Source organism: Labrenzia sp. THAF35, assembly GCF_009363595.1.
Classification (GTDB): domain Bacteria; phylum Pseudomonadota; class Alphaproteobacteria; order Rhizobiales; family Stappiaceae; genus Roseibium; species Roseibium algicola.
In genome coordinates, this window is the sequence record NZ_CP045380.1 from 355,475 (window position 1) to 370,255 (window position 14,781).

Genomic DNA, 14,781 nt, shown 5'->3' on the forward strand with positions numbered 1-14,781 from the left:
AGACATGAGCACTCCGTCGCAAACACATGGCGCGTTCAGCTGGATGGAACTTCATTGCGCTGACGGTGCCAAGGCGCAGGCCTTCTATTCCGACCTGCTCGGCTGGGGCACAAAAACCGTGGATGTGGGCGTAGGCCCCTACACCATGATCATGAACAATGAAAACATGATCGGCGGCTTCCCATCCATGGAAACTGAAAGTCCCCGTTGGCTGCCCTATGTGACTGTCGACAGTGTCGATGCGCGTGTCGAAAAGGCCCGTGCGCTTGGCGCGACGATTGCGATGGAACCGATGAGCATTCCAAACGTCGGCCGCATGGCAACGATTGTCGACCCGCTCGGAGGCGTGATCGCGATGATCACATACGAAGAGCCGACAGACGCGTGATTGCGCCTGCCGCTTGAACCTTCAGCAGCCCCGGCCTTGTGCCGGGGCACGCTTGGTGGAATGCGGCCCGCGATAATCTTTCAAGAATTCTGGCTGACGGAGCCACTGATGCAACCGATGACCGTTCTGGCGCTGGTGCGCTGCGTGGTTTTCCCGGGAAAGGTTCCGGCACAGTTTTTCCGCGTCAGAACAGCTTTTCGTGCAGACCGCCGATCAGAACTTGTACCAGAGAAACAGACCGCCATGGCCGTTGAGCGCCTCTCCCCGGTCTTCAACGATCGGGCTATCTGCCATGCCGCCCAGAAGCACCGACCCGCCGACGAGGCCACCGACGCCCCAGTTTTCGGTTACGGCAAATCTTGACGAAACATCCACGCTCACGTCCCTGAAGCCTGCGTCGGCCTTGTATTCCTTGAGACCGCTTGCGGCCGCGCCTTTTGCGGTCACGGAATAGTAGGCGTCAGCATAGCTGCCGTCCACAAAGGTCGTGGAGACATCAAGGCCGAAAGCCAGACGCTGGGTCGCGTTGATTTCGTAACCCAGGCTGAATGTGGCCGTTGTGCCGCTTTCGCCGATGACGTCATGGGCAATCTCGACACTGGCACCAAGCGAATCGCGATCAAGCAGCAAACCGGCGTAGCCACCGCCTGCCGTGGCACCAACCCAGAGCTCCTCGTCAACATCGGGAAGCTTGTCGACAACATTGTCGGACACATCCTTGCGGCCCGTGCCGTAGCCAATAAGCGGCCCGGCGTAAAAGCTGTCGAAAGGCAGCACGTTGGCGGTCGCCGTCAATCCGTTGAACTTGACGAAATAAGGCCCCTTCTGCACAGACGCGATGATGCCGGGAACGAAACCGTAGTCCTTGGAGCCCAGATATTCCGGACCGAAGAAGGGACCAGCGCCAACCAGTACGCTCCAGTCCTTCTGTTCCTCCCCCATGGCAGGACATGCGACAAGCGCGAGACTTGCAAGGACGCTAGCCCGCACATAACACTTAGACGACATAAGACAACCCTTCTGCATTGCGACCCCAGCAATGTTGTCACTGTCTATATGCGGAATTTTCGGCCGTCAACGAAAATGTTGACAGTGTCTACTTATGGAGGAAACAGGCCTGAGCGACCTGAAATATCACCACGGCAATCTGAAAGAGGCCCTGATCCAGGCAGGGCTGGACATTCTGCGCGAAGATGGACTTGAGGCCCTGTCGCTGCGGGCGTGCGCCGCCCGTGCCGGCGTTTCCCATGGAGCGCCGAAGAACCACTTTGCCAATCTTGCCGTCCTGCAGGCAGCCATCGCGACGGAAGGCTTCCGGCAGTTTGCGGGCACGATGCGCCGGCATATGGCGGATGCGTCCAACGACGCCCGTGAACAGATACTCGCAAGCGCCCGCGGTTACATCGCCTTCGTTGAAGAGAACCCGCATCTGTTCCGGCTGATGTTCTCCATGGAACGACAGATCGACATCTATCCGGAGCTTCAGCCGGCCAGCCGCGAAGCCTATGCGGTTCTAAGGGAGGTCTCCGAAGGACTTTCACCGGAGAATTGCGAGAACCCCGTTCACCGGACTTCCGTTGAAACCATGCTGTGGGCGTTCATTCACGGGTATGCCAATCTGAAGGCAAATCGGCAGTTTTATACGGCCAATGCGGAAACCGGACGAGACCCGGCGCTGGAGGAAATATTCCCGCAACTGCTTTACCTGACCAGAAATAAGGAAGTCTGACGGCCGCCTGTCCGAAAACCCTATGCCGCTCCGCAATGCTCCACGCGGTTCCGGCCGCGTTCCTTCGCCTGGTAGCAAAGCCGGTCGGCTTCGGCCAACAGGGTATCAAGACAGGCTGCATTGTCGTGTTCGACAGCGACGACGCCAAGGCTTGCCGTCACGCGAACCAGTTTTCCGTCTCCTGCGGCAACCGGCTCACTGCAGACGCTTTGCCGAATTTTCTCGGCTTCCGCCACTGCGTCCATGATCTGGCTGTTCGGAATCATGATGGCGAATTCCTCGCCGCCCATACGACCCAGAAGACTGCCTGGCCGCAACGTGCCTTGCACACGCCGCACGAAGCTGACCAGTACGGTATCACCGGCGGCGTGTCCGTAGGTGTCGTTGACCGACTTGAAATGATCGAGGTCGACCATCAGCAGGGCAAAGCCGTTCATGCCAAGGGAGAGACTGCGGGAGACCTCCTCGCGGAAGGCGTTGCGGTTGAGAACGTCAGTCAGCTGGTCGTGCGTGGCAAGATATTGCAGACGGACCAGCAATGCATTCCGGCTCTGCGTGACGCAGGACAACATGATAGGCGCCAGTGCAACAAGGGAAATGCCGAGCCGGATGGAAATGAGCGTCATCACGTCGAGTTGCAGGGAGCTGCTGTCGCCAAGCCCGTTTGACAGGATGACGAGACCCCACACGCCAATGCACAGCGTCAGTATCGCTGTCGGAAAGACCGGATAGACGACACCACACCACAAGAGCGCCGGAACCGGAAACGCAATGGCGCCAGGCCCTCCGACGACTGCTCCAGCAATACAGGAGATCAGCAGCAGGATCAGCGGTGCGCGTTTTTCCTGCCTCAACCGGGCCAGCAGACCGGAAAAGTCCGGCAACGTTCCTTCCAGCTTCGGTGCCGACAGGATAACCGGCAGAAAGGAGATGTAGTTGACCAGCTCGGTCGTCGACCAGAATATCCAGCCGGGAATGACACCCCCGCCGAAGAGGATCGGATTTGCGATGCCCCCGACAACCCCTGCCAGGGAAGCGGCGATAGCCGAAGCCACCGCGAGATGGAGAAGGGCCAAGGGTTGTTGCAGCCGAACAGAGGAAGCAGGCAAGTACTTATAGACCTGATACCCGGCAGCCACCCCAACCATGTTGGCCGCATTCAGCAGCACGGCCTTTTCGAGTGTCGCTCCTGTCAGAAAATCCGCTGCCAGATAGCCTACGGCAGCAGCAACCCAGCTCTGCCAACAAGCCGACTTCGGCACACGGACCAGCAGTCCGAGGAGAATTGCGTTGGCCGGCCAGACTGCTGCCAGGAACCCAGTCGGCCGGGTAAGAATGCCGAAGATGCAAGCCAGGAACACCACCAGACCCAGCAAGAACGGTACGCGCATTTCAGGCCTTGCGACCCGGTCCAGGACACCACCCTTTCCGTATAAATTTGCGACCAATTTTCTCTCCATCTGCGACAGCTCGAATTAAGATAATTCAGGCATTCGCCGTCGGACGTTCCGCAATTTCCCGAAGTGCGTCCCTGGTTTCGGAAGGTTTCGGCAACTGAATCCGTTGATCCCTCTGAGGCATGGTGAGGGTGTTTATCTAACGAACCAATAAAAACACAAGCACAAAGTATGCATTAACTTCCGGAGCACGGATGTTTTGCATTAAGTTCACGTGGAGCGTTGACTTGGATTAGGCTGAACGACGTGCGGCATCACGAAAAGACCACGACGCCGAACCAGCCACCGGCTTAGAGAACCGTGTGCCGCAGACCGCCGTTGACTTGCAGGATCTCACCCGTCATTCCGCCGGAAAGATCACTGAGCAAATAGGCAGCAGCTCCAGCAACTTCCTCTGCAGTGACACCGCGGCGCAGGAACGACTGCCGCGAGAGAACTTCATGAACCTTGCGGAAGTCGGGCAGGACGCGCGATGACGTGGTCGGGACCGCGCCGGCGGAAACACCGTTCACACGGACATTCTCATGGCCAAGTTCCGCCGCAAGCGCCCGCACGGAGTGTTCCAGGGCAGCCTTTGCGACACCCAGGACCTCGTAGCCGGGCACCACGCGCTCACCGCCCAGAAAAGTCAGGGCAACAACGGATCTGAGGTTCGGGTTGCGCCGCTGCACCTCCCGCACCAGGGCTATGAAGGCATAACAGCTGGTGCTGATCGTCTTCAGAAAGTTCTCTTCGCTCGTCCCCAGCAGACCGTTCTGTCCGGCTTCGCCGATGTCGGTCTTGGCCAGGCAGAACACCATGCCGGTCAAGTCGGTCAGATCGTCAATCGCGTCGATGGACTGCGGATAGTCCAGGAAGCGGATGTCGTGATGTGGCGTTTTGGCAGACAGCTTTTCCGGCCGGCGCGACGTCAGCACGGTTTCCCAACCGTTCTGATACATGTGCTCGCCGATTGCCAGGCCGAGCGATCGCTTTGAACTGACCCCGACCACAAGCACCTTGTTGGTCTTTACTGCGGGCTTCCTCAGATCGAAGAGCGTTTCGAGGGTGCGAGTGACGGCCATTGAGCGACATTCCTACTGAGGACCGGAACCGGCCTGCGGTATTGGATTTCGGGAAACAATTGGCAATGCCCCGGTATCCCCGTTTCGACGCCACATTGCCTCGTGCGCCAGTGCCGGTTCGCCGGCAAATCACTTTGCCGCCAGACCATATGACGTATAATAAGTCAGTCTTGTGACAATGCGATTCACAGCCTGTAACCGGATGTTTCAATCCACTGACGAACTGCATTCCGGTTGCTGACACAAACTGGACGGGCAAAACACTTGCCGTGGTTCGGTTTCACCTTTTCCTTCGACAGCAAATGACCTTGGACGAGCACCTGTAGTCTTCGGCGATGCCGACGGCCTCTTGCAAGGATCGACGCTCGCAAACAAATAGGGACCCCGCCTTGCGAGGCCCCCTGAAACGCTCGTTCGAATTTTGTGCCGCCCGTCCTATGACCATTGTCGCAAGACGGGCAGACCTGTTCGGCTTACTCCGCGGCGACCGCCAGGTCCCGGTGGGAGCGGCGCGCCCACGGGCGTGTTCCTTCCGGGATTTCATCGACCGTGCCGACCGGCTGCAGATATTTGGTTACTTCGGGCCATTCACCGGCCTTCAGAGCTTTCAGCACTTCCGGCTTGGAGATCTCGAACGTCGACACACCGCAGCGGCGTGCCAGCGGCACCTGGTCGAGAATGTATTTCCCGAGCGCGCGGATATCACCCTTGTAGCCGATCTGCTCACGCAGGATGCGGGCTGCGGAAAAGCCGCGGCCATCGGAAAAGCTCGGAAAGTCGACGGCAACCAGTGCCAGCCGGTCGAGATAATTTTCGATCAGCTCGACATCGTCACCAGCCTCGACGATGACGGCGGTTTTGCCGTCTCGTGCCAGATATGCATCCGGGTCGATGAGAAACACGGTCATCGGTACAAGCGCATCGCCTTCGACAGCAGTGCCGGTTTCGGCATCTGTCCGCGCCCAGCTTTCCTCGACGAAATCGCCGTCCTTGAAAATCGTTGCCATTCTTTGCGTCCTCAAAATCCTCTATCGACAGCGGTCAGATACCGCTGCCGTCAACTTCCTTGCCATGGGTCGGCCAGTGAATGCCGCATTCCGTCTTGTCCTGGCCACGCCAACGTCCAGCCCGGGGGTCCTCGCCGGGGGCAACCTTGCTGGTGCAGGGCAGGCAGCCGATGGAGGGGTAGCCTTGCGCCACCAGCGGATGCGGCGGCAGATCATGGGTCTTGGCATAATCCAGAATTTCGGCAGCCGTCCAGTCCGCCAGCGGATTGACCTTCACCCGGCCTTCGTCGATTTCGAAGAACTCCAGGCTGGAGCGACTTGCGCTCTGGAACCGCTTGCGGCCGGAAATCCAGGCTTCGAAACCGTTCAAGGCCTCGGCCAGCGGCACCACCTTGCGGATATGACAGCAGGCGTCGGTATCGCTCATCCAGAGCATGCCCGCGGGATCTTCCCTGGAGAGATCGTCCTTGTTCGGCTTCTGGGTGCGGACATCGGTCAGGCCGAGCTTCTCGATCAGCTCATCACGATAGAGCAGCGTGGCCGGAAACAGTTTGACCGTGTCCACGAAAACGACCGGCGTCGACGGGTCGATCTGGGCAACCATATGCAGGAGCACTGCGGAATCGGCCCCGAAGCTGGAGACCATGGCAATGCCACCGGCGAACTGGTGGCGGATGGCCGCCCTCAGGACGTCGTCCGCGGTTGCATCCTCGAACTGGGCGTTGAGTGCGGCGACTTCCGCCTGCAAGCCCAGCTCCGGATCAACACCTAGGCTGAATGTCTCATGCAGCGCCATAAAGGGCCTCCTTGAAGGGATCCTCCCCAACCCGGCGATAGGCTTCCAGGAAGGTCTCTTCTTTGCCGTTCCGCAGGCCGAGATAGGTATCGACCAGCTTCTCGATGGCATCGACCACTTCTTCAGACGAGAAGCCGCGGCCGACGATTTCACCAATGGACGCGTTTTCGTTGGCGGAGCCGCCAAGCGTCACCTGATAGAATTCCTCGCCCTTCTTCTCCAGGCCGAGAATGCCGATGTGGCCGACATGGTGGTGACCACAGGCGTTGATGCAGCCGGAGATCTTGATCTTCAGCTCACCGATCTCGGCCTGCCGTTCCGCAGCACCGAAGCGTTCGGAGATCCGCTGCGCAACCGGAATGGAGCGGGCGGTTGCCAGGGCGCAATAGTCCATGCCCGGGCAGGCGATGATATCGGTGATCAGACCGGCATTGCCTTCCGCGATACGCGCGGCCACCAACTCGTCGAACAGCGCCGGCAGGTCGTCCAGCTTCACATGCGGCAGGATCACGTTCTGCTCGTGACTGATGCGGATCTCGTCATGACCGTATTTCTCGGCAAGGTTCGCGATCACGTCCATCTGCTCATCCGACGCATCACCCGGGATGCCGCCGATCGGCTTCATGGACAATGTGACGGAGGTATAGCCAGGGACCCGGTGCGGGTTGAGGTTATGCGCCGTGAACTGGGCAAAGGCTGCATCCGCCGCCTTGCGTGTTTCAACGGCAGCCGAGGTCGCATTGCCCACTTCCAGTGGAGGCGGAGCAAAATAAGCTTCGATGCGGCGCACTTCCTCGTCCGGCAGGCGCAGGACCCCGAAGCGGATCTTTTCGAATTCGGCCTCGATATCCGCCTTCAGTTCGTCCAGCCCGGTTTCATGAACCAGGATCTTGATGCGGGCCTTGTACTTGTTGTCGCGGCGGCCGTAGCGGTTATAGACGCGCAGGATCGCTTCCGAGTAGGCAAGCAGATCTTCCTCGGGAAGGAAGTCGCGCACTTTGCGGCCGATCATCGGCGTACGGCCAAGTCCGCCACCAACGAAGACCACGAACCCGATCTCACCGGCATCGTTGCGTGCGAGCTGCAGCCCGATATCGTGAACCTGGACGGCAGCACGGTCGTTCGGTGCGCCTGTGATGGCGATCTTGAACTTGCGCGGCAGGAACGAGAATTCCGGATGCAGCGATGACCACTGGCGCAGGATTTCCGCATAGGGGCGCGGGTCGGCGATCTCGTCGGCGGCAGCACCGGCGAAGTGATCCGCGGTCACGTTTCGAATGCAGTTGCCCGACGTCTGGATGGCATGCATCTCGACTTCTGCCAGCTCTTCCAGGATCTTCGGCGTATCTTCCAGTTTCGGCCAGTTGAACTGGATGTTCTGGCGCGTGGTGAAGTGGCCGTAGCTCTGGTCGTACGTGCGGGCGATATGGGCAAGCTTGCGCATCTGCCGGCCGTTGAGCGTGCCATAGGGAATGGCAACGCGCAGCATGTAGGCATGGAGCTGCAGATAGAGACCGTTCATCAGGCGCAGCGGCTTGAACTCGTCCTCGGAAAGTTCGCCAGCCAGACGGCGGCGGACTTGGTCCTTGAACTGCTCGGTACGCTGGTTCACGAAGCTCGCGTCAAATTCGTCGTAACGGTACATGTCTCAATCTCTCCTCAGCGGGCGCTGCCATGGAAGGCGCTGCCCTGCCCTTCATTGTTGTTTCAGGCGGAAACCGCCTGGGCCTGCTTGCCCAGTTCCGGGTGGGTGGTCGGGCCGGCTGCCCGGATCTTTTCGCGCAGGCGCACCGGTACGATGACGCCCTCTTCCACGGTCACGTCCATCTCGTAGACACCAACGACTTTCTGGTTCTTCTCGGCCTCAAGACCTTCGGCCAGGGCTGCCGCGACCGCTTCCTTGCCGTCATAAACCTTAGCCAGCGTAATGCGCTCGACCCAGGAACCGTTTTCCGCGAGCCAGACAACATCGCCGTTCAAAAGGCGGTTGGCGGTGATGACTTTCATGTGCGTCCACTCTCTTCAAGTTCAGGCGGCTACAACCCGGGCGGCGAGCTGCGGCGCCAGGGGTTCGGCCTTGTCCATTGCGGCATGGCCCACGGCCTCGCCGATCACGATCAGAACCGGTCCGTCGATCTCAGCGCGGTTCGACAGCACCGCGAGTTCGGACAGGGTTCCGGCAAATTGGCGTTCGTCCGGGTGTGCCGCATTCTCGATAACGGCAACCGGTGTTTCAGGTTTCAGGCCCGCGCCGATCATCTTCTCGGCAACCGCAGCCGCCACGGTTCGGCCCATGTAGACAGCCACCGTCGCGCCCTTGAGTGCCAGCCCAGCCCAATCCGGCAGGGTTTCGGACTTGGCATTGTGGCCGGTAGCGAAAACCAGGTTGGAGGCGACACCGCGCAACGTGAGCGGGATCTGGGCTGACGCTGCCGCGGCGAAGGCTGCCGTGACGCCTGGAACAATTTCAAAGCCGATACCACCTTCGCGAAGCGCTTCCATTTCTTCTGCCGCACGGCCAAAGATCATCGGATCTCCAGCTTTCAGACGCACGACTTTCAAGCCCTTGCGGCCAAGCTCGACCAGGAGCTCGGAAATTTCGGACTGCGGCACGGAATGAGCGCCCTTGCGCTTGCCCACTGAAATGCGCTCCGCATCGCGGCGGCCCATGGCAACGACATTTGCCGGCACCAGCGCATCGTGAACGATGACGTCGGCTTCCTGCAGCAGGCGCTGCGCGCGCAGGGTCAACAGGTCTTCCGCGCCCGGCCCGGCACCGACAAGCCAGACAAAACCGGGCTCGTCCGCCATCGAATTCAACAACCGCTGTGCCTCTGAACGGGCGACATCAGCCTTGCCTGCATAGAGATTGGTTGCGACCGAACCGGAGAAGAAGCGCGCCCAGAAACTGCGGCGCAGCCCACCGTCGCGGATCACCTTGGTTGCGGCATCGCGGAAACTTTCGGCAAGACGCGCCAGCTCGCCGGTCGAACGCGGCAGCATGGCTTCAATGCGCGCGCGGATGTGGCGCGACAGGACAGGACCGACACCGGTCGAGGTTATCGCAACGGCGATCGGTGCGCGATTGACCAGGGCTCCGGTGTAGAAGTCGCACAGTTCCGGCTTGTCGACCGCATTGACCGGAACGCCCTGCGCCCGTGCCGCATCGACAACAGCCTTGTCGAGGTCCCAGTCTTCGCGCGCGGAAAAGACCAGAGCGGCGTCCTTCAGATGACCAGGCTGGAAATCCTCGGCAAGATGCTCGGTCTCGAAGAGGTCAATAGCCTCCTGCAGATCCGGTTCGACAATTTTGGATACGACGACGATCCGGGCGTTGGTTTCCCCCAGGAGACGAACCTTTGCAGCAGCTTCACCGCCGTGCCCGACAACGAGCACACGCCGGCCGGCAACCTTCATGAAGGCCGGAAACACGTCGAGCCGGTCTTCCGGCTTTTTCAGTGTTTTCAGAGTGTCGCCACCACGGCTAGTCATCGTCAGGGTCTCCAGTCCCAGTTTGATGGGTCTAATGTAATCGGCAGCCCATGCCTGCGCCGGGCACCGGATTTCAAAGCTGGAAACAGAAGCGGAATAGTTTTTTGCAATCCTCTGATTTGGCCAATTTCAATTCCCGGCGGCCGGTCAGAGTGATTTTTGCGAGGAAAAACTTCCAACGGGCCCGGTCCGATTGAAAGAGTTTTTCTCCTGTTCCAACGGGCAGTGAACACCCCGTTCAGCCGTCGTTTGCGACGGCATTCAAGCTTCCGGGCAAGCGTGCGTCATTCTTGATGCCGCAAAGGAAATCACTTAGCCTTTCCAGACGGCTGGGACACGGCCGCAGTGGCATCTGAGGGGGTATGATGCGTCTTGTTTATTCATTGGTTGCCGCCGGGGTTTCCGCAGGTCTTTTGCTCTTCGGTAGCTTCGGAACTAGCCATGCAGCCGTTGTTGAAAACTTCCAAAGCGGCGGCTGGAACGGCAGTGCCTTCACTGATGATCAGACCGGCGCATTTTCGACCTGTGTCGCGTCCGTGAGCTACCACAGCGGCATCACGCTATATGTCCAGCTCGACACCAACTACAACTGGGCCATCGGCTTTTCGGCGCTTCAGTGGAACATGAAGGTCGGCGCGGATATTGCGCTTCAGTATCGCATCGACCGGGGCGCCTGGCAGAGCGGCGTTGCCAAGGCGACGTCGAAGAATCTGGCGCGCATGCAAATGCCCAGAGGCGGCTACATCATCACCCGATTTCGCCGCGGACGGACACTTTACGTTCGAGATGGCACGTACAATTACGAATTCCGCCTCACAGGCACCTCTCGCCTGATGGCACGTCTTGCCAAATGCGTGGAGCAGAACATCGCACGGTACGGTGCGGCACCCGTTGCCGGCGCTGCAGGCGCCAGCTCTCAAGGTGGCCTCGGACATTCCGCCCCGACCAAGGACGAAGCGGCGGCGTCCAGTTCGGCGACCGACCCGCAACTTGCCATCGAAGCGACCCAGGCCCTGTTCAACCTGATGGGCAGCGCTGGCCTGTCCGGGCTAAAGCTTGTTCCCGACGGACAGCGCGAAGAAGATCTGAACGGCCTTCATGCCGTTGCCACCAACGACGCACGCACGATTGTGGCGCACATTTTTCCGGCGGGTAGCTACCAGTCGGAAGAAGAACTGATGTCGCTTATTGTTGCCGACAGCCAGAAGAAATGCGCGGAAGGCAAATTCACCTCAGGTTCCGAACGGATCAACGAGAACGGCAAACCGATCTATACAAGTTACGCCAACTGCGAAACGGGCGACTTCCAGTTGATCGAGCGGGTCGCCATCGCAAAGCGCAAGGCGGGCGGGGTCTTCATTTACGGCGTGGCGGATACTTACGTCGGCGAAGGCGGTGGCGCACCGGTTTCTCCGCCTGAACTGACGGATCCGGATCTCTACTCGGCAATCGCAAACGCTGCGGAGTAAGGCAAAACGAGCAGCCCAGATCACTGACCACAAGTCGGCTGTTCACCTGAGGCGCAGGTCGGCGTTTTTCCGTTCGCCGCCTCATCGTCACTTGGAGGATTGTCAAAACCGGGAAACAAAAAAGCCGGCGGAAACCGCCGGCTTTTCGTAACTGGTCTCGGTTGACATCAGGCCGCAAAGGACTTGATGAAGTCCTCGATCTGGTGGGTCAGCGTCTGGGTGCGTTCTGCAACCAGGTTGACCGCCTGGCGGACTTCACCTGCCGCATCCTTGGAGCGGACCGCGTTTTCCTTCATGCCGGACACGCTGTCGCTTGCCGTCTGGGTGCTGGTGGAGGCCTCGTTGACGCCACGGGCAATTTCGCCAGTCGCTGCGCTCTGTTCAGTAACCGCCGATGCGATTGCCGTTGTTTCCGCCGTTACATTGCCCATGATGTCGGTGATCTGCTGGATCGAGTGGGCTGCATCGGTGGTCGCTTCCTGAATGGCGATGATCTGCTGGGTGATGCTTTCCGTGGCTTTCGCTGTCTGATTGGCCAACTCCTTGACTTCCGCAGCAACGACAGCAAATCCCTTGCCGGCTTCACCAGCACGAGCAGCCTCGATAGTTGCGTTGAGTGCCAGAAGATTGGTCTGTTCGGCGATGGTCTGGATCAGCTGGACGACTTCACCGATTTCCTGGGCCGCAGACGAAAGGGTTGCGACCTTTTCATTGGTCAGGCTGGTGGTTTCGGCAGCTTCCGAGACAACTGCGGAGGTGGAAGCCACACGCTGGTTGATTTCCTCGATGGAAACCGAAAGCTCTTCAGCGGCAGAAGCGACGGCCTCGACATTACCCAGAGCCGAATTGGATGAATAGGCCGCTCCTTCAGCGTGTGTCGTGGTGTCGTCTGCAACACCGATCAGCACAGTTGCTGTGTCTTCCAGCTGCGACATGGTGCCGGTCACATCCACGATGAGGGACGATACGCTGCTGCGGAACGAAGCAGTCAGCTCTTCGCGCTGCCGCATGCGCCGAATACGCGCCTCGTCTTCGGCCTTTTGCGCCTTGACCAACTCCTCTCGCTCCGAAGCGCCGTCGCGCAGGACATTGATCGCATTTGCAAGCTGTCCGATTTCGTCAGCCCGTTCACATTCGGCAAGGTGAATGCCATAGTCGCCCTTCGAAAGCCGGGCGACTGCCTCGGCAAAGGACCCGAGCGGCAGAATGACCGCACGCATGATGAAGAAACCGGCCATTGCCAGGGCAAGGACGACGAGCCCGAGGTTAGCGTAGGTCATGACGTCAGCGTTCCGGGCAGCACTCTGATAGCTCGCCACCTCAACGGCCAACTCGGCGCGTTCCGTTTCCAGATGCTGGTGATGAAGATCAAGGGCTGCTTCCAGCGCCGTCGTCAGGCTTTCAGCTTCGCCGTCGAATGCCCCCATGAGCTTGTTGCCCTGCTCCGGTCCACCGGCAACATAGGCCTCCGCCATGGCTTTTCCCGTGTCGTAGTATGACGGGAATTTCGCCTGAACGTTCCTGATCTTGTCAACAAGATCCGCATAACCGAGCTTTTCGGCGAGATCGATTGCCGCGGTGCTCTCGCTCTTGAAATTGTCGGAGAAGGAAACCGCAAGATCAAAACCGTCGTTCAGTCCATCAAGACCTCTTGTTGCGGAAATGTCTGTCAGCCATTGCTGCACCTGAACGATGTCGAACTGCATTTTCTGCAGTGAAATGGCCAGGCTCACGCCGTCGGTGGCAAAGGTTTCCGCCCCTTCGCGGAGATGCCCCGCGTTTTCTTCGAGCACGCCAAGATTGCGTATCGTGCCAAGGCTCAGCGCTGTCGCAACAACGAACAGTACAGCCAGCATGGCGATCATTTTGGATTTCAGACTTTGAAAGACGGACATGGTTAACCCAGCTTATGTCGCACCTGCCCCCTGCCGATGCGTTACTCTGGGCAACAATCTGATTTCATAAGATTTTTAAAAAATTAATTTAGGTGAACACTTAGGAACTTTTCACTAGTATGTATTTAGACAAAAACTACTTTTATCTTCAACAAAAACGAAAAGAGGACGATTTCTCGTCCTCCTTTAAATCTTACTTAAAGGCAGTTGTTGCCGATTACTTCATCGCCTGCATCACGGACACGAAGTTGGCCACCGCGGCACCACCCATGTTGAAGATGCCGCCGATCTCGGCGTTCTTCACCTGGATTTCACCCGCAGTGCCTGTCAGTTGCATGGCGGTGAGCACGTGCATGGAAACACCGGTGGCGCCAATCGGATGGCCTTTGGCCTTCAGGCCGCCAGACGGGTTCACCGGAAGTTTGCCGCCCATTTCCGTCCAGCCTTCCAACACGGCGCGGGCACCTTCGCCTTCCTTGGTCAGGCCCATGGCTTCATATTCGATCAGCTCGGCAATGGTGAAACAGTCGTGGGTCTCGACGAAGGAGAGGTCGTCCAGCGCCAGATTGGCATCGCCGAGTGCCTGACCCCAGGCCTTGGAACAACCTTCAAACTTCAGGATGTCGCGCTTCGACATCGGCAGGAAATCCTGCACATGGGCAAGCGCGCGGAAGGCAACCGCCTTCTTCATGCCGAGCGCCGTTGCAGGATCGGTCAGGACGAGTGCAGCAGCACCGTCGGACACCAGCGAACAGTCGGTGCGCTTCAGCGGACCGGCGACAAACGGGTTCTTTTCCGATTCCGCGCGGCAGAAGTCGAAACCGAGGTCCTTGCGCATCTGGGCGTAGGGGTTGCCGACACCGTTCTTGTGGTTCTTCGACGCAATCTTGGCCAGGGCATCGGACTGGTCGCCGTATTTCTGGAAGTAGGCGTCGGCGATCTTGCCGAAGACGCCGGCGAAGCCTGCCGGGATATCGCCTTCTTCCTTCAGGTAGGAGGCCTTGAGCAGGTTCTTGCCGATTTCCGGACCGAGCGTCGTGGTCATCTGCTCGACGCCGACAACAAGCACGAAGCGGGCGTCGCCCGAAGCAATGGCGCGCACACCCTGATGCACGGCGGCAGAGCCGGTGGCGCAGGCGTTTTCGACACGGGTTGCCGGTTTGAAACGCAGCGCCGGATCGGCCTGCAGCACCAGCGAAGCGGTGAAGTCCTGTGCCGAGAAACCGGCATTGAAATGACCGAGCAGGATCTCGTCGACATCTCCCGGCTCGATACCCGCGTCCTTGATGGCATTGACCGCCACCTTGACGATCATGCTTTCAACCGTCTCTTCCGAATGCTTGCCGAAGGGCATGTGTGCCCAACCCACCATGGCTGCCGTCATGACACTTCCTCCAGGTTTTTTGCCCGCAAGATGAAACCCGATTTCCGCCGGATCTCTTGTCCGTGCGGGGGGCTCCATCTTACGTAAGTTCTGTGTGCGG

General features: G+C 59.2%; 13 protein-coding genes. 3 read left to right on the top strand and 10 right to left on the bottom strand.

The window, feature by feature from the left end; genetic code table 11:
- Nucleotides 1-4 precede the first annotated feature (4 nt).
- Nucleotides 5-388, top strand: coding sequence for a VOC family protein (locus FIU93_RS01640; RefSeq protein ID WP_031269808.1), 384 nt, complete (start codon nucleotides 5-7; stop codon nucleotides 386-388).
- A 213-nt stretch (nucleotides 389-601) separates the two neighbouring features.
- On the opposite strand, the gene FIU93_RS01645 is transcribed toward FIU93_RS01640, so the two are convergent.
- The gene (locus FIU93_RS01645) at nucleotides 602-1,396 is read right to left on the bottom strand and encodes a MipA/OmpV family protein (protein WP_173017244.1); all 795 of its coding nucleotides are present in this window, start codon (nucleotides 1,394-1,396) and stop codon (nucleotides 602-604) included.
- A 94-nt stretch (nucleotides 1,397-1,490) separates the two neighbouring features.
- Here FIU93_RS01645 and FIU93_RS01650 point away from each other — a divergent pair, with 94 nt between their 5' ends.
- Nucleotides 1,491-2,117, top strand: coding sequence for a TetR/AcrR family transcriptional regulator (locus tag FIU93_RS01650; RefSeq protein ID WP_023002198.1), 627 nt, complete (start codon nucleotides 1,491-1,493; stop codon nucleotides 2,115-2,117).
- 20 nt (nucleotides 2,118-2,137) lie between these two features.
- On the opposite strand, the gene FIU93_RS01655 is transcribed toward FIU93_RS01650, so the two are convergent.
- From FIU93_RS01655 to cysG, 7 genes are all read right to left on the bottom strand, one after another.
- A complete protein-coding gene (locus FIU93_RS01655; RefSeq protein WP_173017245.1) occupies nucleotides 2,138-3,565 on the bottom strand; it encodes a sensor domain-containing diguanylate cyclase in 1,428 nt (475 codons plus the stop codon).
- A gap of 299 nt (nucleotides 3,566-3,864) precedes the next feature.
- A complete protein-coding gene (locus FIU93_RS01660) occupies nucleotides 3,865-4,638 on the bottom strand; it encodes an SDR family oxidoreductase (protein WP_023002200.1) in 774 nt (257 codons plus the stop codon).
- A 473-nt stretch (nucleotides 4,639-5,111) separates the two neighbouring features.
- A complete protein-coding gene (locus FIU93_RS01665; RefSeq protein WP_023002201.1) occupies nucleotides 5,112-5,645 on the bottom strand; it encodes a DUF934 domain-containing protein in 534 nt (177 codons plus the stop codon).
- A gap of 34 nt (nucleotides 5,646-5,679) precedes the next feature.
- Nucleotides 5,680-6,441, bottom strand: a complete 762-nt coding sequence (locus FIU93_RS01670) for a phosphoadenylyl-sulfate reductase (protein ID WP_023002202.1) — start codon at nucleotides 6,439-6,441, stop codon at nucleotides 5,680-5,682.
- The gene (locus FIU93_RS01675) at nucleotides 6,428-8,086 is read right to left on the bottom strand and encodes a nitrite/sulfite reductase (protein ID WP_023002203.1); all 1,659 of its coding nucleotides are present in this window, start codon (nucleotides 8,084-8,086) and stop codon (nucleotides 6,428-6,430) included. The genes FIU93_RS01670 and FIU93_RS01675 overlap by 14 nt, the downstream gene beginning before the upstream one ends.
- A 62-nt stretch (nucleotides 8,087-8,148) precedes the next feature.
- Nucleotides 8,149-8,448, bottom strand: coding sequence for a DUF2849 domain-containing protein (locus FIU93_RS01680; protein ID WP_152504669.1), 300 nt, complete (start codon nucleotides 8,446-8,448; stop codon nucleotides 8,149-8,151).
- A 21-nt stretch (nucleotides 8,449-8,469) separates the two neighbouring features.
- Nucleotides 8,470-9,933 carry a siroheme synthase CysG gene (cysG, locus tag FIU93_RS01685; RefSeq protein WP_152504670.1) on the bottom strand — a complete coding sequence of 488 codons (1,464 nt, stop codon included), beginning with the start codon at nucleotides 9,931-9,933 and terminating at the stop codon, nucleotides 8,470-8,472.
- Between the two features lie 362 nt (nucleotides 9,934-10,295).
- On the opposite strand from cysG, the gene FIU93_RS01690 reads away from it, so the two are divergent.
- On the top strand, nucleotides 10,296-11,402 hold the full coding sequence (locus FIU93_RS01690; protein ID WP_152504671.1) for a hypothetical protein: 1,107 nt from the start codon (nucleotides 10,296-10,298) through the stop codon (nucleotides 11,400-11,402).
- A gap of 167 nt (nucleotides 11,403-11,569) precedes the next feature.
- Here the strand turns inward: FIU93_RS01690 and FIU93_RS01695 are convergent, their stop codons facing one another.
- Both FIU93_RS01695 and FIU93_RS01700 read right to left on the bottom strand, forming a co-directional pair.
- The gene (locus tag FIU93_RS01695) at nucleotides 11,570-13,297 is read right to left on the bottom strand and encodes a HAMP domain-containing methyl-accepting chemotaxis protein (RefSeq protein WP_152504672.1); all 1,728 of its coding nucleotides are present in this window, start codon (nucleotides 13,295-13,297) and stop codon (nucleotides 11,570-11,572) included.
- A 217-nt stretch (nucleotides 13,298-13,514) separates the two neighbouring features.
- On the bottom strand, nucleotides 13,515-14,681 hold the full coding sequence (locus FIU93_RS01700; protein WP_152504673.1) for an acetyl-CoA acetyltransferase: 1,167 nt from the start codon (nucleotides 14,679-14,681) through the stop codon (nucleotides 13,515-13,517).
- Nucleotides 14,682-14,781: the final 100 nt, after the last annotated feature.